A 19051-nucleotide genomic window follows, 5' to 3' on the forward strand; every position below is an offset into this window, starting at 1 on the left:
CCAGATCTGCGGGGTTGAGGGGCCCCTGTCATGAATCGGTGCCGAGGGGGCCACCATGCAACCGGACGGTCACGGTCCGTGTCCATTCCGGTGGAACGGCCGCGCCCCGCCATGGACGCGCCCGGCCCGGACCCAGGGGGATCCGACCGGGCGGTGAGACCGACGGACACGCGCCGATCCGCGCGTGTGGGGGGATGACTCATGACGTCGACGCCGACAGGCGCCCGGCAGGAACAGGAACACGACCCACCACGGACGTACGACCCGGCACAGCTGCGCGTACCCGCGCAACGCGGCACCACCGGCGCCCTGCGCCGGATCAGGGGGACACTGCCGAGATACGACTACGAGCACTACAGCAGGCTTGCCGGCCCCCTCACCCAGCCCGATCCCAGCACCCCGTACCGGGTGCAGTACCGCTCACTGCTCGCCCAGGAACCGCACCGGCTGCGCGCCGCCCTGATGCTGGGCGCGGCCCCGCTGCTCTCGCTGGTGCTGCTGACCTGGCTGCTGCAGCCCGAACACTGGACCCACCGCGACTACCCGGCCTACGACTTCCTGCCCGCCCTCGACATCGTGATGCTGGTGTCGATCGGCCTGATCGAGTTCTTCCGCTGCATGAACGTGCTGTCCAACGCGCACGCCACCCTGGTGGCCCGCGACCCGGTCCCGGTGGTCCCGGAGACCGGCACCCGGGTCGCGTTCATCACCACGTTCGTGCCCGGCAAGGAGCCGCTGGACATGGTCACCCGGACCTTGGAGGCGGCGGTCCGCCTGCGCCACCGGGGACTGCTGCACGTCTGGCTGCTCGACGAGGGCGACGATCCGGAGGTGAAGCAGGTCTGCGCGCGCCTCGGCGTGCACCACTTCACCCGCAAGGGCGTCGAGAAGTGGAACCGCCCCGAGGGCCCGCACCGGGCGAGGACCAAGCACGGCAACTACAACGCCTGGCTGGAGGCGCACGGCGACGGGTACGACTTCTTCGCCTCCGTCGACACCGACCACGTCCCACTGCCCAACTACCTGGAGCGGATGCTCGGTTACTTCCGCGACCCGGACGTCGGCTTCGTCATCGGCCCGCAGGTGTACGGCAACTACGACACGTTCGTCACCAAGGCCGCCGAGTCCCAGCAGTTCCTCTTCCACGCGCTGATCCAGCGCGCCGGCAACCGCTACGGCGCGCCGATGTTCGTCGGCACCTCCAACGCCGTACGGATCAGCACGCTCCGGCAGATCGGCGGCCTGTACGACTCGATCACCGAGGACATGGCCACCGGCTTCGAGATCCACCGCACCAGGAACCCGGCGACGGGCCGGAAGTGGCGCTCGGTGTACACCCCGGACGTGCTCGCGGTCGGCGAGGGCCCGAACGCCTGGACCGACTTCTTCACCCAGCAGCTGCGCTGGTCCCGCGGGACCTACGAGACGATCCTCAAGCAGTACTGGAGGGGCCTGTTCACGCTGTCGCCGGGCAAGCTCTTCAACTACACGATGATGATCATCTTCTACCCGATGTCCGCCCTGAACTGGATCCTCGCGGCCCTGAGCTGCGCGCTGTTCCTGGGCCTGGGCGCCTCGGGCGTGAACATCGACCCCACCGTGTGGCTGATGCTCTACGGCAACGCCTCCGCACTCCAGATCGGCCTGTACGTCTGGAACCGGCGGCACAACGTCTCCCCGCACGAGCCGGAGGGCTCCGGCGGGGTGGCCGGCATGGTGATGTCGGCGCTGTCCGCGCCGGTCTACGCCCGCTCGCTGCTGGACACCGTGTTCCGCCGCAGGAGCAGGTTCGTGGTCACGCCCAAGGGCGAGTCGGCCAGCCCGGACACGCTGTTCGGCACGTTCCGGATCCACTGGTTCTTCATCCTGGTCTTCGGCGGCTCGCTCGCCGCCGGCTTCGCCCTCGGCCACGCGCACCCGGCGATGGTCACCTGGGCGACGCTGGCACTGCTCATCACGGCGGCCCCGGTCTTCGCCTGGCAGTACGCGCTGCGCAAGGAGAACAGGGCACCCGCGGCCGCCCAGCCAAAGGACGCGGTGCCGCCCGGGTATGTCCGCACGGCGCACCCCCCGCAGCAACGGCCCACCTGGACACCGGCGACCACCGGCGGCAGCCAGGAGGAGACCGTGCGGACCGCGCTCGGCGGACCGGGAGGGCGTAAGGAATGACCGACCGCACCGGCGGCCGCCGGGCTCGTCGTCTCGCGATCGGCACGGCGGTGGTGCTCGTCCTGGCCGGGATGAACGGGCCGTGGGTGTACCGCTTCGGGACCGAGAAATACCACGAGTACAAGATCGACAGACCGGAGTACAAGGCCGCGAACGGTCACTGGGACATCATCGAGTTCCCGAAGGAGTACCGCCAGGACACCATCCACGCGGTGCTCCTGCACACCGGGAAGGTGCTGCTGGTCGCGGGCTCGGGCAACAACCAGGACAACTTCGACGCGAAGACCTACGACAGCCGGATCTGGGACCCGGTCAAGGGCACCGTCAAGAAGGTGCCCACCCCGGCCGACCTGTTCTGCACCGGCCACACCCAGCTCGCCAACGGCGACATCCTGATCGCCGGCGGCACCAAGCAGTACGAGAAGCTCAAGGGCGACGTCAAGAAGGCGGGCGGCGTCATGATCCTCTACAACGAGAACCCCGACAAGCCGATGACGCTGCCCAAGGGCACCCGGTTCACCGGCAGGGGGAACGGCAGGACGTTCCTCTCCGCCGACGCGGCGCTGATCCCGCGCGCGACCAAGGTCTTCGACAGGAAGACCGGCAGGTTCCTGCGGAACAACCCCGGTTACGCGCGGGTCGTCGTCGAGGCGCCGAAGGAGGGCTCCCGGTACCGGACCGGCACCCAGGACAACTACCGCATCGAAGGGCTGACCGGCGCCGACGCCCGCAACACCTACGGCATCGCCAACAAACTCGGCATGGACAAGCGGGACTTCGAAGGCATCAAGAACGCCTACGAGTTCGATCCGGTCGCCGAGAAGTACATCAAGGTCGACCCGATGAACGAGGCCCGCTGGTATCCGACGCTCACGACGCTGTCGGACGGCAAGGTCCTCAGCGTCTCCGGGCTCGACGACATCGGGCAGCTGGTGCCGGGCAAGAACGAGGTCTTCGACCCGGCGACGAAGACCTGGACGTACACCCGGCACAAACGCCAGTTCCCGACCTACCCGGCGCTGTTCCTGCTGCAGAACGGCAAGCTCTTCTACTCGGGCTCCAACGCCGGGTACGGACCGGACGACGTCGGGCGTGACCCCGGGATCTGGGACGTGGACACCAACCGGTTCACGAAACTCGCCGGGCTCAGCGATCCGGACCGGCTGGAGACCTCCGGGACCGTGCTGCTGCCTCCGGCCCAGGACGAGAAGTACCTGGTCGTCGGGGGCGGTGGGGTCGGTGAGTCCGCGTTGTCCACGAACCGGACGCGGCTGATCGACCTGAAGGACGCCGACCCGAGGTTCGTGGACGGACCCACCCTGGAGAAGGGCACGCGGTACCCGCAGATCTCGGTCCTGCCGGACGACTCCGTACTGGTGTCGGGGGGTTCCGAGGACTACCGGGGGCGCGGTGACTCCGACATCCGGCAGGCGCGGATCTACGACACCGCGGCCAACTCCTTCCGGAGGGTGGCCGACCCCCTCGTGGGCCGCGACTACCACTCGGGGTCGATCCTGCTGCCGGACGGGCGGGTCATGTTCTTCGGGTCCAACCCGCTCTTCGCGGACAAGGCGAACACCAGGCCCGGGATCTTCGAACAGCGGATCGAGATCTACACGCCGCCCTACCTGTACCGGGACTCACGGCCGACGCTCAGCGGCGGACCGCAGACCATCGCGCGGGGCGGGTCGGGGACGTTCACCTCGCGGCACGCGTCGACGATCAGGAAGGTGCGGTTGATCCGGCCGAGCGCGACCACCCACGTCACGGACGTGGACCAGCGCTCGGTCGCCCTGGACTTCAGGACGTCGGGGCACCGGATCACGGTGACCGTGCCGGAGAACCGGAACCTGGTTCCCTCGGGGTGGTACATGATTTTCGTGGACGACGATCAGGGGACGCCGAGTGTCGCGCAGTGGGTGAAGGTGCCTTAGCGCTCCGCGCTGCCGCCGCGCTCCCGCGGGCAAGTCCTTCGGGCGGGAGCGCGGTGGCTGGCCTCGCCCACGCGGCGGAGCCGCATATGGACGGGGGCCCCGCCCCGCGGCCCTAGGTGTGTGACGCCCGCGCCAGCTTCAGAGCGTAGGTGGGCCACCAATTGCCCGCCTGCGGGCCCCCCTTGCACGTCCCGTCCGACTCCCCCGGGCGCTTGACCCACAGGTAGGCGTCCGCCAACGGGTCGGCCGTCCTCGTGGTGGGCGTCTCCCCCAGGGCGCGGCCCGGTGGGTTGCACCAGCGCTCCTCCGGGTCGCCGCCCGTGTAGGGGCCGTTGCCGTTTCGGCTGGTGTCGATGACGAAGTGTTTGCCGCCCACCTTCGCCGAGAGCTGCTTGCCGTAGGTGATGGAGTCCTCGGTGGAGTAGAAGTTGGAGACGTTGACCGCGAAGCCGTCCGCCTCGGTGATGCCCGCCTGCCGCAAGGGCCGGTAGATCTGGTCGGGGTGGCCCCAGCCGGCGTTCCCGGCGTCCAGGTAGACCTTCGTGTTCCTCAGGGTCTTGAGCTTGGTCACCGCGCCGCGCAGCAGGTCGTAGCGTTCCTCGGCGAACCGCGCCTGGGTGCAGCCGTCGACGAGGTGCAGTACGGCGTCCGGTTCGAGGACGACGGTCGTGGAGCGGTCCTGGATGCCCCGGGCGACCCCGTCGATCCACGCCCGGTACGCGTCGCCGTCGGCCGCACCGCCCTGGCTGTACTGGCCGCAGTCGCGGTGCGGGATGTTGTAGAGGACCAGCAGGGCCGTGCGGCCGGACCTCTGGGCGGCCTCGGTGAAGCCGCGTGCCTCCTGCTCCGGATTCTCCGGGCCGATCCACTCACCGGTCGGCTGTTCCGCTATCTTGCGGATCTGCCCGGCGTCGGTGTCCTTGCCCACCTTCGCGTAGGCCTTCACCTGACGGGCCGCGCTGGAGTCGGGGTTCACCCAGAACGGGTCCGCCCCCTCGGGCTGCTGGGTGATCGCCACACCCGGATCCGCGGTGTCCGGCCGGTCGTCGCCACCGTGGCCCGAGGAGCAGCCGGCGAGCAGCAGTGCCGCTCCCAGTGCCCACGTCCAGACCGGCGGCCGGGCCCCCCTGCTGTCGTACATCCAATTCCCCCCTGGGTGCACTTGGCCAAGGCCCAATCGTGACATACCCACCGCACTCGTCACGAGATCGCCCGGTCCTGTCGGTGAGCTGTTACGGCCCGGGCCGAGGGCGAGGAGGAGGCCGGGCGAGCGCGAACCTAGGCCCGGATGCCGGTTCCCCTCTAGAGTCACTTGAGGGCGGCCCGGCCCCCGCCGTGTCCTCCCAGCCTCCCGCGCCCGCCACCGGGGTACTCCCGCAGCCCGGGCGCGCGCGGTCGAGGACCGGCCCGGCCGGCGGTCTCAGGGGAGCGGACCGTCGACCGGGCCAGGTGTGACAGGTGTGCCAGGTGCGGGTTCCCGCGGTCTACGCGGTGGTTCCGGTCAGGTACGCGGAGACGACCACGTTCGCCGTGTAGCTGTGGCTGGTGCGGTCGAAGGTGCCGCCGCAGGTGATCAGCCGGAGTTCGGCGCGGCCCGACTCGCGGGCGCCGTAGGCCTGTTGGGCGTCGAAGTGGTCGCGGGGCAGGACCCGTACGTCGTCGATGGTGAACTGGGCGACCGTGCCGTCGGAGCGGGCCACGCGGATCGTCTCGCCGGGACGCAGGGCGCTGATCTTGTAGAAGACCGCGGGCCGGGTCTCGGTGTCGACGTGCCCGACCAGGAGTGCGGTGCCGGCGGCGCCGGGTTCGGTCCCGGAGCCGTACCAGCCGACCACGCCGGGCTGGTCGAAGGGCGGCGGGTCGACGGCGCCCGTGCCGTCGAGGCCGCGGGCGACCACGGGGGCCTGCACGCCCAGGTCCGGAATGTCTATGCGCTCGGGCGCGGCCGAGCCCAACGGTTCGGCGGCGGGCGGGAGTCCGGCCCCGACGGGGCGGCCGACCGCGGCCACGTCTCCCGTGGTGGGGCCGGATATGCCGTCGGGCACCTCGGTCACCCCGCGGCCCCACAGCCAGAGCCCGAGCAGCAGGATCGCCCAGGCCACGCCGGTCAGCAGCCGCCCGGTGCCGGCGGGTCGTTCGGTGTCGTCGTCGGACATGGTCGTGCTGTCTCCTCAGCGTGAGCCGCGGCTCCGCCGGGCGCCGAGCAGCCCGACGGCGGCCGCGGCGAACCCGGCGAGAACGAGACCGGTGACCGCCTGCGCGGTGTCGGGACCTGCCGAGCGGGGCTCGACCGAGGCGAACGGGGCGGTGCCGCCGCCGCCCGCGGGCACGGGCGCGACCGGCGTGGCGGGCAGGACGCCGGATCCGTCCGGCTGTCCGGCCTGCGACTGCGCGAGGGCCGACTGCCCCACGACGGTGACCGTGCCGCCGACCACGGCGCCGCCGCAGCTGACCTTCACGTCGTAGGTGCCGGCGCCGCTCGTGGAGCGGATCTGGCCCTCGCCGGTCAGGGTGCCGTCGTAGCCGCCGAGGCGGGCGTCCGTGACGAAGGCCGCGGAGGAGGCGGCACCGGTCGTACCGGTGCAGCCGCTCACCCGCAGCGCCACGGCCGAACCCGGGGCCGGGGAGGCCGGGGTCACGGTGACGCCCCGGCCGTCCGCCGCTCGGGCGGCCGCCGGGGAGAGGCCGGCTGCGCAGGCCAGGATTCCGGTACAGAGAGTGAGGCGAAGTGAGCCCATCGTGAACCTCCAGATATCTGGAGACTCCCCCGCACCCGGCGCCCCCGCATCCCCGGGGGGCGCCTTTTTGCTCCGTACGGGTGAGACACGCGTGGGATCAGGTTTGCTGCCCGGCCGGTCAGATCCGGTCGACGAGGTCCGCGATGGAGTCCACGACCTCGGAGGGACGGAACGGGTAGCGGTCGACGTCGTCCGGCTGGGTGACGCCGGACAGCACCAGGAAGGTGCGCATCCCGGCTTCCAGGCCTGCCAGGACGTCGGTGTCCATCCGGTCGCCGATCATCGCCGAGGTCTCCGAGTGGGCGCCGATCGCGTTCAGACCGGCCCGCATCATCAGCGGGTTGGGCTTGCCGACGAAGTACGGCTCCTTGCCGGTCGCGGCGGTGATCAGCGCGGCGACCGAGCCGGTGGCGGGCAGGTCGCCCTCGGCGGACGGGCCGACGTTGTCGGGGTTGGTGGCGATGAACCGGGCCCCGTCGTTGATCAGCCGTACGGCCTTGGTGAGCGCCTCGAAGGAGTAGGTGCGGGTCTCGCCGAGGATGACGAAGTCGGGTTCGTGGTCGGTGAGGATGTAGCCGATGTCGTGCAGCGCGGTGGTCAGTCCGGCCTCGCCGATGACGTAGGCGCTGCCGCCGGGCCGCTGGTCGTCCAGGAACTGGGCGGTGGCCAGGGCCGAGGTCCAGATGTTGTCCACCGGCACGTCCAGGCCCATCCGGCGCAGCCGTGCGTGCAGGTCACGGGCGGTGTAGATGGAGTTGTTGGTGAGGACCAGGAAGGGCTTCTCGGACTCCCGCAGCTTCTTCAGGAAGGCGTCCGCTCCGGGGATCGGGACGCCCTCGTGGATGAGGACACCGTCCATGTCGGTGAGCCATGACTCGATGGGCTTGCGGTCTGCCATGGGGTGCGTCTCCTGGCGTGCGGATGGCGTACATGCGGTCGAGCCGTCATGCGTGGACTGGGGCGCCGGAACCACGGCGTACCGACGCCCACAGCCTAGTCAGGACTGCGTGAGTGCGACCCCGTCGATCACCCGGTACCAGTTGCTGCCGCCGGTGCAGCGGAAACGGATCCGGGCCGTGGTGGCGCCGGCGGGAATGCGGAGGGTGACGGTCTCGGTGCGGGAGGGCACGTCGGCGGTGCAGGTGCGCGCGCGGACAGGGGGCGGCGAGGTCGTACGGCACGAGGACCTCGCCCCTGCCGGAGCCGGACCGCCCGGGCAGGGACCCCATCACCTCGCCGGGTACTTCGGTGAGGTCGAGCGAGCCGAGGAGCACGTTCGCGTCGTACTCGACGCCCACCGAGTCGACGCGGGTGCCGCCGGTCGTCCGAGGACTCCCGGCAGGTCCGCGACCGAGTCCAGCACGTGGGTCGCCCCGGCCGCCCGCAGCGCCTGCGCGTCGTGCGCGCCGGTCAGCACCCCGGCGACCAGGCCGGCGCCGGCGCGGACGCCGGTGAGCATGTCGTACGAGGTGTCGCCGACGACCGCGATCCGGCGGACGTCGTCGGCCGCGGCCGTGCGCAGCAGCGCGGTGAGGACCATGTCGGGGTACGGCCGCCCGCGGCCTCCCGCGTCGGCGGGGCACAGGGTGAGCGGCACCAGGTCCCGCCAGCCGAGGGCGGCGAGGATCGCGTCCTGGGTGGCGCGGGCGAATCCGGTGGTGAGGACGACGGTACGGCCGCCCTCCCGGAGCTTCTCGATGGTCTCGCGGGCGCCGGGCAGGGCGTGCACCCGGCCGCCGTCGACGAGTTCGGAGTAGGCCGCCTCGAAGGCCCGGTTGGCCTCCTGGGCCCTGGTCTCCTCCCCGAACAGGTGCCGGAAGACGGAGATCTTGGACTCGCCCATGGTGGCCCGGACGTAGTCGGTCATCTGGTCGGGGTCGGCGCCGAGACGGCGGGCCGCCGCCGCGAACGCCTGCTCGACGAGCCCGCCGTCCGCGACGGTCGTACCGGCCATGTCGAGCACGACGAGCCGGATGTCCTCGGTCGTCTCCGCCGTGTCTGCCATGTCCGCCATGTCTGCCATCTCTCTCACCAGCCCAGTTCGTTCGCGGTCGTCTCGGCCATCGCGGGCGAGCAGGTCATGCCGCGCCCGCCGGGCCCGGTGACCAGCCAGACCCCGTCGGCCAGCTCCTGCCGGTGCACGACCCGGGTGGTGTCGGTGCACTGCGCGTACACCCCGGCCCAGCGGTGCCGGATGCGCGGCAGCGGCCGGCCGAGGAGGGACTCGACCACCCCGGCGAGGTGCTCGTAGGGCTCCTCGACGGTGTCGAAGGCGAAGGGGTGCTCGTACTCGTGGGTGTCGCCGATGGTCAGCCCGCCATCGGCGCGCTGCACCATCAGCAGCTGCATACGGTGTTCGGCCGCGGTCCGCGGCTGCGGCTGCCCGGCGTCGAGCTCGTCCAGGGCCGGGGAGGCGTACGCCGGGTAGTAGCGGAAGCTGTCGGCGTCGGCGACCGAGGTGGGGAGGGGTTCGCCGAGCGGGTCGGTCTGCATCATCTGGAGCCGGACCCGGCGCACCGGCAGGCCGGGGCCGGCCAGTTCGCGGACCAGGCCGCCGAGCCAGGCGCCGGTGCACAGGACGACGGTGTCGGCGTGGTGGATGTCGCCGTGGTCGTCGCGGACCGTCCCCGGGCCGGTCACCTCGCGGACCTCACGGCCCGGCAGGAAGGTGTAGTCCGGGGACTTCAGCAGCTCGGCACGGAGCGCGAGCTGGGCGGTGCGCGGCTCGACGGCCGCGTCCCGCTCGCAGTACAGGGCCGCGTCGAAGGCGCCGCGCAGGGCGGGGTTCAGGGCGCGGGCCTCGGCGGGCGTGAGCAGCTTGTGGCCACGGGCGGCCGCGTCCGCGCGGGCCACGGCGGCCTCGGCGACGGCGAGTTCGCGCGCGCCGCGCACCGGGGTCAGCGACCCGTTGGCGCGGAAGCCCAGTGCGGGGAGCCGGCCGCCCAGCTCCTCCCAGAGCTCCCGGGCCCGCAGTGCGGTTTCGAGTTCCTCCCCGCCCGCGCGCCCGCTCACCCAGATCTGCCCGAAGTTGCGCAGCGAGGCGCCGCGGGCCTCGGCCTCGCGCTCGATCTGCACGACCTCGTGGCCGCGTTCCACTGCTTGCCAGGCGTGCATGGTGCCCACCACGCCTGCTCCGACGACTGTCACTCTCACGACCGCAACGCTCCTCGCGACGGGGGAACCGGATGGACCGGCTGACAACGAGAGCGTGAACCGGTCAACACGTTTGGGCTAGACCCGTTACCCTTTCGCGATGACCAGAGGAGGGTGAAAAGGGCACAGATCGGCACTTCTCAGCCGCGCAGATGAGCCGTGAACGAGAACCGGTCCCCCCGGTACAGCGACCGCACCCGCTCCAGCGGCAGCCCCCCGGTGTCCCGCGACACCCGGTGGATCAGCAGCATCGGCAGGGCCGGCGGGGTACCGATGAGGAGGGCCTCGCGCGGGGTGGCCAGCACGGTCTCGATGCGCTCGTCGGCGTCCCCGAAGGCGATGCCCTTCTCGTGCAGGTAACCGTAGAAGGAGGAGTCGGGCTCGAAGTCGGTGTCGAGATGCGGCACCCGGGCCACGGCCACATAGGTGCTCTCCAGGCCGACCCGCTCGTCGTCGGCGAGCAGCACGCGCTCCAGGTGCCAGACGGACTCGCCGCGTTCGAGACCGGTCTCGGCGGCGAGGGCCGGCGGGCAGGGGAAACGGTCGAGGGTGACCAGGCCGCGGCCCGGGGTGCGGCCCTGCCGCCGGACGCCCTCGGTGTAGCTGGCGAGGGAGAGCGGCTGCTCCAGCTTGGGTCCGGCGACGACCGTGCCGCGTCCCTGCCGGCGCAGCTTGCCCTCCAGCACGAGCTCGCGCAGCGCCTGCCGTACGGTCTCGCGGGCGACGCCGTACGCCTCCGACAGGTCGCGCTCGGTGGGGATGACGTTGCCCTCCCCGAGGTCACCGACGAGATGATCGATCTGCGCCTTCACCGCGTAGTACTTCGGGATGCGGCCGTGCTCCGGGATGCCGGCGCGGACGGGGGCGCCGGGGGCCTGGTCGTTCGGGTAGTCCACGGAGGGATGTTCGCAGACAGCGCTCTCGCCGTCGGTCAGGGGGACACCGCTCACCGCCGTCTGCGGGCCAGCAGAAACGCGGCGCCCCCCACGGCGAGCAGGGCGACGGTGGCCGCGAGCAGCCCGTGGGCCGCGCCCAGGCCGGTGCCGGCCAGTTCGCGGGCCTGCTCCTCGGCCTCGGCGGCGAAGGGCAGGGTGGCGCCCGGGGATGCGGTGGGGCTGCCTCCGGAGCTGCTCCCCGGGCTGCTCCCGGGGCTGCTCCCGGGGCTGCTCCCGGGGGAGGACTGCGGGGAGGACCGCGCAGAGGGCTCGGGAGCTGTCCCCGGGCCGACCTCGGCGCCGATGGAGGGCACGGCGGGGGCGAGGCTCGCGGGCGGCGGCTCGCCCCCGATGCCGAAGCGGTAGCCGTTCGACTCCCCCACCCACTCCCCGTCCGCCCCCCGCCGCTGGACGACCGCCGCGTTGGCCGTCACCGCGTTCGGTACGGCGTCGGAGGCGACGGCGAGTCTGACCTTGACCGAGACGGTCGCCCCGGGCGCCACGGTGAGTCCGGGGAAGCCGTCCCCGTCGAACACGCCGACCAGCTCGGACTCGTCGGTCTCCGTCAGCGGTACCGGGCGGGTGCGCGGGCCGTCGTAGAACTCCAGCTCGGCCTGGGACGGCTTGAGGGTCCGTTTGTCGTCGACCAGGACGACGACCGGGTGGACGTCGGTGCAGGTGCGGCCGGTGGTGTTGGTGAGGTCCAGGTACCAGGTGCCGTAACCGCCGCCGGCCTCGTAGGACGAGGGGCCGTCGTGGATGCGGGTGGCGAGGGGGAAGCCCTGCTCGTCGGCGCCGGCGCAGGAGGCGTCGGCGGGGGCGGTGCCCTTCGACGACGGCAGGGGCGCGGACGTCACCGGCGGCAGGGGTACGGCCGTCGCCGGCGGCACGGGGGCGAGAAGGGCGGCTGCGGCCACGCAGAGGGACAGGGACGTGCTCAGTCGCATGATCATGTGATCATGCCGGGCGCCCCGGGGTCCGGGGCGCCGCCACTCCGCGCGGGCGCGGCAACTCCGCTCGATCGGCCCCCTGCCGTCAGCCGGTCGAGCGACCGAACAACGGGGCGAGCAGCAGCTGGGCCGCGCCCTCGGCGACCCGTCGGTCGCTGCCGGGGGCGAGCCGGACGGGGACGGTCGTACCCAGGCCGCCCTCCCGGCGGGCACGGGCGTCGAGGACGGCGGCGACCCCGCGGACGAAGGTCTCCGGGGCGGCGGCGATCGTACGGCCGCCGAGCAGCACGAGGTCGATGTCGAGCAGCGCGGCCAGGTTCGCCGCTCCGGCGCCCAGCACCCGGGCCGCCTCGTCCGGGTCCGAGCGGCCCACCGCCGCCAGGCACAGCGCCTCGATGCAGCCCCGGTTGCCGCAGTGACAGGGGGGTCCGTCCAACTGGATGACCTGGTGCCCGAACTCCCCGGCCCCGGTCCGCGCCCCCCGGTGCACGCTGTCGCCGATCACCAGTCCGGCGCCGAGGCCCGTACCGAGGTGCAGGTAGGCGAAGGAGCCGCCCTCGCCGCCGACGGCGAGCCCGAGGGCGGCCGCGTTGCTGTCCTTGTCCACGACGACCGGCACCCCGAGCCGTTCCGCGAGCGCGTCCCGCAACGGGAAGCCGTCCCACTCGGGGAACCCGGTGACCCGGTGCAGCACCCCGTGGATGTGGTCGAGCGGCCCGGGTGCCGCGACCCCGACCCCGAGGACCTCCTCGGGCACCTCCTCGCGCAACTCGCCGACCAGCTCCGCGGCGGCCCCCAGCACCGCCGCCGCCCCCGCGCCCAGGTCCAGTGCGCCCTGCCGTTCGCCGACGACCGTGCCGACGAGGTCCACCAGCACGGCACGCAGCTCGTCCCGGTCGAGCTGCAGCCCGACCGCGTGCCCGGCCTCCGGCACCAGGCGCAGCACGGTGGCCGGCTTGCCCCCCGTGGACGCGCGCCGCCCCGCCTCCGCGGCGAAACCCTCCTCGCGCAGCCGGGCGGTGATCTTGCTGACCGCCTGCGGGGTGAGCCCGGTGCGCCCGGCCAGTTCGAGCCGGCTGATGCCGTCCTCCCCCGCCGTGCGCAGCAGGTCCAGCACCAGCGCGGTGTTGTGACTGCGCACGGCGAGCAGATTCGCTCCGGCCGGGCCCGGGCGGCCGCTCCTCGTCGTCCTGTTCACGCCACTCATTCTCCCTGCCGCTTGCACTTTGGCAACAGCGTTGCCAAAGTGGGAGCCATGACAGCTGCCACTCCCCTCCGCGTCGGCCTCGTCGGCTACGGCCTCGCCGGATCCGTCTTCCACGCCCCCCTGATCGCCGCCACCGAGGGCCTCGCCCTGGACACGGTGGTCACTTCGAACCCCGAGCGGCAGGCGCAGGCGAAGGCCGAATTCCCCGAGGTCCGTACCGTCGCCGCCCCCGACGAGCTGTTCGACCGGGCCGACGGCCTCGACCTGGTCGTCATCGCCTCGCCGAACAAGACGCACGTCCCGCTGGCGACGACCGCCCTCAAGGCGGGCCTGCCGGTCGTGGTCGACAAGCCGGTGGCCGGCACCGCGGCCGAGGCGCGCGAGCTGGCCGCCCTCGCCGAGGAACGCGGCCTGCTGCTCTCGGTCTTCCAGAACCGCCGCTGGGACAACGACTTCCTCACCCTGCGCAAGCTCCTGGCGGACGGCGAACTCGGCGACCCGTGGCGCTTCGAGTCGCGCTTCGAGCGCTGGCGTCCGCAGCCGAAGGGCGGCTGGCGCGAGTCCGGAGACCCGGCAGAGATCGGAGGTCTCCTCTACGACCTCGGCAGCCATGTCGTCGACCAGGCGCTGGTCCTCTTCGGCCCGGCCACCGAGGTGTACGCCGAGTCGGTGATCCGCCGGGCCGGCGCCGAGACCGACGACGACACCTTCATCGCCGTCACCCACGCGAGCGGCGTCCGCTCCCACCTCTACGCCTCGGCGACGGCGGCCCAGCTCGGCCCGCGCTTCCGGGTGCTGGGTTCGAAGGCGGGGTACGTCAAGTACGGCCTGGACCCGCAGGAGGCGGCGCTGCGCGAGGGCGAGCGGCCGGGCGCCGGCTGGGGCGTGGAGCCGGAGTCCCTGTACGGCAGGATCGGCGCCGGGGAGTCCCCGGTGACCGGCGGCGGCCGTGCCGTGACGACCCTGCCCGGTGACTACCCCGCGTACTACGCGGCCGTCGCCAGGGCCGTGCGGGGCGAGGGCCCCAACCCGGTGACCGCGCTGGAGGCGGCCGCCGCCCTGGACGTACTGGAAGCAGCCCGCCGCTCGGCGCGAGACAAGGTGACGGTGACCCTCTGATGCACCACCCGCAGATCACCCCCAGGTCCACCCCCGAACTCACCCCGTCGGTGGACGAGCTGGAGAAGCAGGAACGCGTCCTGGTCTTCCGGCAGTTCACCTACGACGACGCGTGGGCCCTCGGCTCCCTGCTGGTGGAGATGGCCCGGGAGCGGCAGGCCCCGGTGGCCATCGACATCCACCGCGGCGGCCAGCAGCTCTTCCACGCGGCCCTGCCCGGCTCCACCCCCGACAACGACGCCTGGATCACCCGCAAGCGCCGGGTGGTGGAACGCTACGGCGCCGCGTCCTACCTGGTGGGAGCCCGCTTCCGGGCCAAGGGCACGACGTTCGAGGAGTCCTCGCGCCTGGACCCCGACACCTACGCGGCCCACGGCGGCTCCTTCCCGATCACCGTGGAGAACGTGGGCGTGGTCGGCTCGGTGACGGTCTCCGGCCTGCCCCAACTCCAGGACCACCGCATGGTGGTGGAGGCCCTGGAGCGCTTCCTGGACCTCTGACACCGCCAGGGTGCAGCGCCCCGTGAGGGGCGCTGGGGGCACCCCCGGCCGAAGGCTGGGGGAGGAACGGCGCGAGCGACCACGACGGCGTCGCACGCGCCCGCGCAGAACCCCGCCTCCCGGCGGAGCGCCTACGCGTTCTTGAACTCCTGCCGCTGCCGGCCGAGCCCCGCGATCTCCAGCTCCACCACGTCGCCGCCCCGCAGGAACGGCTTCGGCTCCGGCGCCCCCAGCGCGACCCCCGCCGGGGTCCCCGTGTTGATGACGTCCCCGGGGTGGAGGACCATGAACCGGCTGACGTAGCGCACGACTTCGGCGACCGGGAAGATCTGCTCGGCGGTGGTCCCGTCCTGCTTCAGCTCGCCGTTGACCCAGAGCTTCAGCGACAGGCCCTGCGGGTCCCCGACCTCGTCCGCCGTGACCAGCCACGGCCCGAACGGGTTGAACGTCTCGCAGTTCTTCCCCTTGTCCCAGGTCCCGCCCCGCTCGATCTGGAACTCCCGCTCGGACACGTCGTGCGCGACGGCGTACCCGGCGACATACGCCAGCGGGTCCTCGTCGTCGGTCAGATAGCGGGCCGTACGCCCGATGACGACGGCGAGTTCGACCTCCCAGTCGGTCTTCACGGAGCCGCGCGGCACCAGCACCGTGTCGTCCGGACCGACGACCGTGTCCGCGGCCTTGAAGAAGATGACCGGCTCGGCCGGCGGCTCGGCCCCGGTCTCACGGGCGTGGTCGTGGTAGTTGAGCCCGATGCACACGATCTTGCCGATACGCCCCACCGGCGGCCCGATCCGCAGCCCGTCCGCATCGAGTGCGGGCAGTTCGCCGGCCTCGGCCGCGGCCCTGACCCGCCCGAGGGCGGGCCCGTCGGAGAGCAGGGCCCCGTCGATGTCGTCGACGATCCCCGACAGGTCGCGCAGGACCCCCTCGGCGTCGAGCAGAGCGGGCCGCTCCGCTCCCGCCGTACCGACTCGCAGCAGCTTCATGGTCGTCACCATCTCCCTTGACAGCAGTCGTCCGGCCGATGGGTGCAGCCATCGGAGGACTGGTCGATCCTCCAAGATCCCGGTGCAGCGGGCAATACCCTGTTCACCCACTGGACCGTAGGCAGCGGTGGCCTCACCCGTACAGCACCGCCCGCTCGACCGCGCTCCACGTCGTACTGGTGACCACGTACAGCGCGGCGGCCAGCGGCACCACGGCCACGGTGAACAGCGTGAGATACGACAGGTAGGGCGCGACCTTGGTGACCGCGCCCAGCCCAGGCAGTTGCTCGCCCTCGGCGCCGCTCACGGGCGGCAGCCCCGTCCACGCCTGCGCCGCAGCCCTCCTGGCGCGCAGCAGGTTGAAGGTGGCGACCGCGGCGACGAGGGCGAAGAGCGCCGCGTAGACGAGTCCGGCGCCCGCGGACCCGCTGCCGAGGACGTCGGCCCACCGTCCGCCGAGCGGGGCGCCCAGCAGCGCGTGGTCCAGCAGGCCGTTGTCGTGGCCGCCGATCGTGGAGCTCGAGAAGAGGTGGTAGAGCAGGAAGAACGCGGGCAGTTGCAGCAGCCCGGGCAGACAGCCGGACAGCGGGGACACCTTCTCGGCCGCGTGCAGTTCCAGCACGGCCTTCTGCAACGCCTCCTGGTTCCTGCCGTGCCTCTTCCTCAGCTCCGCGATTCTCGGCTGGAGCGCGGCCCGGGCCCGCCGGCCGCGGGCGGCGGCACGGGAGAGGGGATGCACGAGCAGTCGTACCGACGCGGTGAACAGGACGATCGCGGCGGCGGCCGCGGAGGCGTGGAAGAACGGGTGGAGCAGGCCGGCGAGTTGCTCGACCAGGGCAGCGAAAACTGACATGGGGTGGGAGCCCTCCGGGGTCTCGTCGTGCCGTGGGTGAGGAGGTGGGACGGCATGACGACCCGCGCGAGGACACCCGACGGGTGCGAGGGGTGTCCTACGCGGCGGTCGCCGGGAGGGCGTGGCCGGGGGCCCGGGGGCGGCTGCGGCCCCTGGCGTCCGGGTCCCGTTGCGGCAGGAAGGCCGTACGCCGGGCCCGGTCGCGTATCGCCGTGCGGACCCGGGCGGGTGGCACGGCCGGTGCGGAGCGGGCGGCACGGAAGGCGGCGGCCGCGAGGGCCGAGCCGGCGGCCGCGGTCGCGGCGAGCGCGAGGGTGGTGAAAAGGCTGCCGGAGTCGAGCAGCAGGAGGGTGAGCAGGAACAGCAGCAGGGGGGCGGCCGGACGGGAAAGCAGGGCCCAACGGCTCTTCATCCGCATGCCCGTTCCCCCCTCCCTGTGGTCATTGCCGTTTACACCTGACCGGTTTCCAGCGGCTCCAGGAGCCGCTTGGGCTTCAGGAGCGCCCGGCTGACCGGATCGGCCGGGTCCGGGTCGAGCCCCGGCCCCGGTGTGATGACAACGTCCGAGACGGGCACCACGGTTCCGCAGGCGGGACATTCGCCGTACGACCCGAGTTCGGTGCCGCAGTCCACGTGCCGGAAGTAGCGCAGCCGGCGGTCCGTGAGGTGATCGCGCCCCCAGACGGCGAGGGCGCGCAGGGCGGGCCACAGCTCGGTCCCGCGCTCGGTGATGACGTACTCGTCCCGGGGCGGCGACTCCTGGTAACGGCGCTTCTCCAGGATGCCCTCCTCTGTGAGCGTCCTGAGGCGGGCCGACAGGACGGCGCGCGGGATGCCGAGGTGAACGAGGAAGTCGTTGTAGCGCCGTACGCCGTAGAGCGCGTCGCGGATGACGAGCAGGGTCCAGCGCTCGCCGACGACCTCCAGCGCGCGGGCGATCGAGCACTCCTGCGTCACGTAGTCCTTGCCCAGTGCCATGGAGCCACCTTAGCCAGTTCCCCCAGTGTAGATTCAATCATTGAACCTACCGTGCTACGGTACCACCATGCCTGAGTTCAATGAACGAACCCTTACGGGGGTCGAAGCGCCGAGTGGCCGGCACGAGCCCGTGGCACCCACTCCCGACGCGACGCCTCGCGCCCGCGCCACCCTGGCCCTGACCAGCGCGGCCACCGCCGTGAGCCTGATGACGTACACCGCCCCCGTGGTCACCCTCCGCGACACCGCGGCCGACCTGCACACCCCGTTGTCCGCCCAGGCCTGGCTGATCAACGGCACCCCGCTCGGCCTGGCCGCCCTCCTCCTGGTGGCCGGCAGCCTCGCCGACGACTTCGGCCGCCGCCGGGTCTTCCTGCTCGGCACGCTGACCCTGGGCATCACCACCGCGCTCGGCGCGCTGACCGACTCCACCTGGCTGTTCACGCTGGCCCGTGTCGCCCAGGGCGCGGCCAGCGCGGCGATCCTGGCGAGCAGCCTCGGCCTGCTGGTGCACGCCTTCCCGAGCCCGCGCGGCCGGCTGCACGCCACGGGCGTGTGGGGTGCCTTCGTCAGCGGCGGTATCGCGGTGGGCCCGCTCCTGGCGGCAGCGCTGCCCAACTGGCGGGTGGCCTACGCCGTCCTGGCCGCGGCCACGCTGCTGGTGGCGGTCCTGTCACCACGGGCGCTCACCGAATCCCGCTCCCCGCGGGGCGGCCGCCCGGACATCCTGGGCGCCCTCACCTTCGGCCTGGCACTGGTCTGCCTGGTGGCCGCGCTCACCCTGGGCCGTGACGGCTGGCTGCGGGCCGAGGTGGGCCTGCTGTTCCTGGCCGCGGTGGTCCTCATAGCCCTCTTCGTCCTGGTGGAGCGCCGCACCGGCACCCCCATGATCGACCTGAGCCTGCTGCGCCGCCCGGGCTTCCTGGCCTCCTCCGCCGGCGGCCTGTTCACGGGCTTCGCGGTGATCGGCCTCTTCAGCTTCCTGCCGGTCCTCTTCCAGCAGGTGCTCGGCCTGACCCCGCTGGACACGGCGTGGCTGTTCCTGCTCTGGTCGGGTCTGTCCTTCACGGTGGCACTCCAGGCCAAGCGCCTGGCGGGCCGCGTCCCGCCCCGCCGGCAGCTGGCGCTCGGCTTCACCCTGCACGCGGCCGGTGTCCTGACCATGCTCGGCGCCGTCGACTCGGGCTCCTGGCAACGCCTGCTGCCGGGCCTGGTCCTGGGCGGCATCGGCAGCGGCCTCCTGAACGCCGCCCTGCCCCTGCTGTCGGTCGAGTCGGTCCCGGCCGCCCGCGCCGCCATGGGTTCCGGCGCCCAGCAGACCTTCCGCTACATCGGCTCCTGCGCGGGCGTCGCCCTGACGATCGCCATCGTGACCTCGTCGGCCGCAGGCCCGGGCCACGGCGCGAACATCGCCCTCGCGGTGTCGGCGGGACTGGCACTCGTGGCGGCGGGGGCGGTGCTGGGGCTGCGGGAGCGGAGCTGACCGGTCCCGCCGACGCGCCTCACTGAAGACTGACGCGGTGTCC

General features: G+C 72.5%; 19 protein-coding genes. 5 read left to right on the forward strand and 14 right to left on the reverse strand.

Going from position 1 to position 19051, the window contains the following annotated elements; translation table 11 throughout:
• Positions 1–201 precede the first annotated feature (201 nt).
• Complete coding sequence (locus ACFXI4_RS06700; RefSeq protein ID WP_384988677.1) at positions 202–2169, forward strand: glycosyltransferase family 2 protein; 1968 nt, start codon at positions 202–204, stop codon at positions 2167–2169.
• Complete coding sequence (locus ACFXI4_RS06705; protein ID WP_384988678.1) at positions 2166–4103, forward strand: galactose oxidase-like domain-containing protein; 1938 nt, start codon at positions 2166–2168, stop codon at positions 4101–4103. Before ACFXI4_RS06700 ends, ACFXI4_RS06705 begins: the two co-directional genes overlap by 4 nt.
• Before the next feature lie 112 nt (positions 4104–4215).
• On the opposite strand, the gene ACFXI4_RS06710 is transcribed toward ACFXI4_RS06705, so the two are convergent.
• The 10 genes from ACFXI4_RS06710 to ACFXI4_RS06755 all read right to left on the reverse strand — a co-directional run bounded on the left by ACFXI4_RS06710 (position 4216) and on the right by ACFXI4_RS06755 (position 13086).
• The gene (locus tag ACFXI4_RS06710) at positions 4216–5244 is read right to left on the reverse strand and encodes a glycoside hydrolase family 6 protein (RefSeq protein WP_384988679.1); all 1029 of its coding nucleotides are present in this window, start codon (positions 5242–5244) and stop codon (positions 4216–4218) included.
• Between the two features lie 343 nt (positions 5245–5587).
• A complete protein-coding gene (locus ACFXI4_RS06715; RefSeq protein WP_384988680.1) occupies positions 5588–6259 on the reverse strand; it encodes a class F sortase in 672 nt (223 codons plus the stop codon).
• Between the two features lie 15 nt (positions 6260–6274).
• Positions 6275–6841 carry a hypothetical protein gene (locus ACFXI4_RS06720; protein ID WP_384988681.1) on the reverse strand — a complete coding sequence of 189 codons (567 nt, stop codon included), beginning with the start codon at positions 6839–6841 and terminating at the stop codon, positions 6275–6277.
• Positions 6842–6959: 118 nt separating this feature from the next.
• The gene (locus ACFXI4_RS06725; protein WP_362731659.1) at positions 6960–7739 is read right to left on the reverse strand and encodes an HAD-IIA family hydrolase; all 780 of its coding nucleotides are present in this window, start codon (positions 7737–7739) and stop codon (positions 6960–6962) included.
• A gap of 99 nt (positions 7740–7838) precedes the next feature.
• Positions 7839–7970: a hypothetical protein gene (locus ACFXI4_RS06730; RefSeq protein ID WP_384988682.1), complete on the reverse strand. Its 132-nt coding sequence runs from the start codon at positions 7968–7970 to the stop codon at positions 7839–7841.
• A 99-nt stretch (positions 7971–8069) separates the two neighbouring features.
• On the reverse strand, positions 8070–8864 hold the full coding sequence (locus ACFXI4_RS06735; RefSeq protein WP_384988683.1) for a phosphonatase-like hydrolase: 795 nt from the start codon (positions 8862–8864) through the stop codon (positions 8070–8072).
• A gap of 5 nt (positions 8865–8869) precedes the next feature.
• Entirely contained in the window at positions 8870–9994 is a 1125-nt protein-coding gene (locus ACFXI4_RS06740; RefSeq protein ID WP_384988684.1) for a TIGR03364 family FAD-dependent oxidoreductase, read from the reverse strand.
• A 140-nt stretch (positions 9995–10134) separates the two neighbouring features.
• Entirely contained in the window at positions 10135–10890 is a 756-nt protein-coding gene (locus ACFXI4_RS06745) for a GntR family transcriptional regulator (RefSeq protein ID WP_384988685.1), read from the reverse strand.
• A 50-nt stretch (positions 10891–10940) separates the two neighbouring features.
• Positions 10941–11882, reverse strand: coding sequence for a hypothetical protein (locus ACFXI4_RS06750; protein ID WP_384988686.1), 942 nt, complete (start codon positions 11880–11882; stop codon positions 10941–10943).
• A gap of 82 nt (positions 11883–11964) precedes the next feature.
• Complete coding sequence (locus tag ACFXI4_RS06755; protein WP_384988687.1) at positions 11965–13086, reverse strand: ROK family protein; 1122 nt, start codon at positions 13084–13086, stop codon at positions 11965–11967.
• A gap of 48 nt (positions 13087–13134) precedes the next feature.
• Here ACFXI4_RS06755 and ACFXI4_RS06760 point away from each other — a divergent pair, with 48 nt between their 5' ends.
• Both ACFXI4_RS06760 and ACFXI4_RS06765 read left to right on the forward strand, forming a co-directional pair.
• Positions 13135–14205 carry a Gfo/Idh/MocA family oxidoreductase gene (locus tag ACFXI4_RS06760; RefSeq protein ID WP_384988688.1) on the forward strand — a complete coding sequence of 357 codons (1071 nt, stop codon included), beginning with the start codon at positions 13135–13137 and terminating at the stop codon, positions 14203–14205.
• Positions 14205–14705, forward strand: a complete 501-nt coding sequence (locus tag ACFXI4_RS06765; RefSeq protein ID WP_362729907.1) for a heme-degrading domain-containing protein — start codon at positions 14205–14207, stop codon at positions 14703–14705. Before ACFXI4_RS06760 ends, ACFXI4_RS06765 begins: the two co-directional genes overlap by 1 nt.
• Before the next feature lie 131 nt (positions 14706–14836).
• Here the strand turns inward: ACFXI4_RS06765 and ACFXI4_RS06770 are convergent, their stop codons facing one another.
• The 4 genes from ACFXI4_RS06770 to ACFXI4_RS06785 all read right to left on the reverse strand — a co-directional run bounded on the left by ACFXI4_RS06770 (position 14837) and on the right by ACFXI4_RS06785 (position 17525).
• Positions 14837–15694, reverse strand: a complete 858-nt coding sequence (locus ACFXI4_RS06770) for a fumarylacetoacetate hydrolase family protein (RefSeq protein WP_384988689.1) — start codon at positions 15692–15694, stop codon at positions 14837–14839.
• Positions 15695–15827: 133 nt separating this feature from the next.
• Positions 15828–16547 (reverse strand): membrane protein insertase YidC, encoded by a 720-nt coding sequence (yidC, locus tag ACFXI4_RS06775; protein WP_384988690.1) that lies wholly within the window; start codon positions 16545–16547, stop codon positions 15828–15830.
• A 97-nt stretch (positions 16548–16644) separates the two neighbouring features.
• Entirely contained in the window at positions 16645–16959 is a 315-nt protein-coding gene (locus tag ACFXI4_RS06780) for a DUF6412 domain-containing protein (RefSeq protein WP_384988823.1), read from the reverse strand.
• 38 nt (positions 16960–16997) lie between these two features.
• The gene (locus tag ACFXI4_RS06785; RefSeq protein ID WP_384988691.1) at positions 16998–17525 is read right to left on the reverse strand and encodes a winged helix-turn-helix transcriptional regulator; all 528 of its coding nucleotides are present in this window, start codon (positions 17523–17525) and stop codon (positions 16998–17000) included.
• Positions 17526–17592: 67 nt separating this feature from the next.
• Here ACFXI4_RS06785 and ACFXI4_RS06790 point away from each other — a divergent pair, with 67 nt between their 5' ends.
• On the forward strand, positions 17593–19008 hold the full coding sequence (locus tag ACFXI4_RS06790; RefSeq protein WP_384988692.1) for an MFS transporter: 1416 nt from the start codon (positions 17593–17595) through the stop codon (positions 19006–19008).
• Positions 19009–19051: the final 43 nt, after the last annotated feature.

The sequence above is a fragment of the Streptomyces sp. NPDC059224 genome, assembly GCF_042754285.1.
Classification (GTDB): domain Bacteria; phylum Actinomycetota; class Actinomycetes; order Streptomycetales; family Streptomycetaceae; genus Streptomyces.